Source organism: Caballeronia sp. LZ003 (assembly GCF_031451465.1).
Lineage (GTDB): Bacteria > Pseudomonadota > Gammaproteobacteria > Burkholderiales > Burkholderiaceae > Caballeronia.
In genome coordinates this window covers 1-2244 of sequence record NZ_JARUXJ010000018.1, presented here as the reverse complement: position 1 = coordinate 2244, position 2244 = coordinate 1, and the positions used below count along the sequence as shown (strand labels likewise).

At 61.2% G+C, this 2244-nt stretch carries 2 protein-coding genes; both read left to right on the top strand.

Annotated elements, in window-relative coordinates:
• Positions 1–182 precede the first annotated feature (182 nt).
• Complete coding sequence (locus QCE79_RS32435) at positions 183–1508, top strand: phage portal protein (RefSeq protein ID WP_309851408.1); 1326 nt, start codon at positions 183–185, stop codon at positions 1506–1508.
• A partial coding sequence (locus QCE79_RS32430) for a head maturation protease, ClpP-related (protein WP_309851406.1) occupies positions 1486–2244 on the top strand: 759 nt, incomplete at its 3' end. The genes QCE79_RS32435 and QCE79_RS32430, both read left to right, overlap by 23 nt.

Sequence of the window (2244 nt, the reverse complement as noted above, 5' to 3'; positions counted from 1 at the left end):
GCACGCGTGGTCCCGGTTGGCAATGCGGTGAACATCACGAAACAGGCCAGTGGGACGGGCAAAATCGATCCGTTGATGGCGCTATTTAACGCCGTGACGTTAATGGCGCTCAATCCCGCCGCGGCGCGTCGCTCGGTGTATGAAACGCGTGGATTGTTGTTTATCTGAGGAACGGATTGGGATTGCTCAACATTTTTCGGCGCGGCGATGCATCGGCGCACTCGCCGCACGCGATGAGTGCTGTCGATCGTAGTGAGGCGATTGCGCGCGTAGAACCCACGATGACCCGCGCCCATGCCTCGGTGGGACTGAGCGCGGCAGGCGTGACGTTCGACGGGCTCAACGATCCTCGTCTGCTGGACTATATCCGCGAGGGTCAGTCGGGTGGCGGCATGTGGGGCAGATCGTGCAGCTTGCGCAATATGGCGGTGCTGCGATGCGTGACACTGATTTCCGAGGCGATCGGAACGCTGCCTTTGAATCTGATTGGCAGCGATGATCGCAAACAGGTGCAGCGAGACCACCCGGCGCACCGGCTCTTGAAATACAAGCCCAACGATTGGCAAACGCCATACGAGTTTAAAAGCCTGCTTCAGCTGCATACGCTGTTGGACGGTCAGGGCTTTGCGCGCGTTATATGGTCGCGTGATCGGCCGGTGCGGCTCGTGCCGATGCCACGAGGCTCGACCAAGCCTCGTCAGACGGATACGTGGGAGATGAAATATGACTTCACGAGCGCCTCAGGCGAAAGCATCACGCTGGGCGCGCGCGACGTATTCCATTTGCGTGACTTGTCACTGGATGGGGTCAATGGGCTGTCTCGGGTGACGCTTGCGAGCGAGGTCTTGGAGCTGGCCTCGGCCGCGCAGCGCGCCGCATCGCGCACATTCCGCACAGGTGTCATGGCCGGAGGGGCGCTTAAGTTCAAGGAGGGTCTGTCCGAGCAGACCTATGCTCGCATGCGCGAGCAGCTCGATGCGTTCGGTGGCCCGGAAAGCGCGGGCCGATGGCTGATTGCCGAGGAAGGTGCGGAGCCGGTGAAGTTCGCTAACACGGCGTCCGACGCGCAGCAGGTCGAGAACCGTAATCACCAGATCGAAGAGGTAGCGCGCATGTATGGCGTGCCGCGCCCACTGTTGATGATGGATGACACGAGCTGGGGCAGCGGGATCGAGCAATTGGCCATCTTCTTTGTGCAATACGCGCTGTCGCACTGGTTCACGGCGTGGGAGCAGGCCGCTGCGCGCGTGTTATTGCCTGAGGAGGCACTTGACGAAATGCAGTTCAAATTCAATGAGGGTGCGCTGCTGCGCGGCACGCTCAACGACCAGGCGAATTTTTTTGCCAAGGCGCTTGGCGCGGGCGGCCACGCGCCGTGGATGTCGCAGAACGAAGTGCGCGATCTGTCGAACCTGCCGAAGTCTCGCGATGCGCAGGCCGATCTGTTGCGTAATCCCATGACACAGAAACGTAAAGGAAGGGGCGATGAGTCTACTCAGCCTGCCTGAGATTCGAGCGGATGGACGGCTTGCTGCCGCCCAGTTCGAACTGCGTCCGGATGCGCTGGAGCGCTGGGAGCCTGAGATTCGCGCGGCGACGGGCGACGATGCGGCAACGATTTCGATCTACGATGCGATTGGTGAGAACTGGGAAGGTAGCGGCGCGACGGCCAAGCGAATCAGTAGCGCGCTTCGTAATATCGGGGCGCGCGATGTGACGGTCAATATCAATTCGCCGGGCGGTGACTTCTTCGAGGGCGTAGCGATCTATAACCTGCTGCGCGAGCACAAGGCGAAGGTGGTCGTCAACGTGATGGGGTTGGCCGCGTCCGCGGCGTCAGTGATTGCGATGGCGGGCGACGAAATTCGCATGGGTGATGGTGCGTTTCTCATGATCCACAACGCGTGGGGGGTGGCGGTGGGCAATCGTCACGACATGATCAATGCCGCCGCTGTGCTTGAGCCATTTGATGGGGCGATGGCAAAACTTTACGCGCAGCGCACGGGCATGACCGAATCCGAGGCTGCGGCGTTGATGGACAAGGAGACATGGATTGGTGCGAGCCAGGCGCTCGCCGATGGCTTTGCCACGGGCAGACTCGAGCAGGCGCAGCAATCTAGGAGCACGCAGATGAGCGCGAGCCGAAAGGCGCTTGCGCTCATCGAAGCATCCATGGCGCGCGCGGGATATACGCGTGCGCAACGCCGCGAGGCGATCAAGGCTTTATACGACGGCCGCGACGGC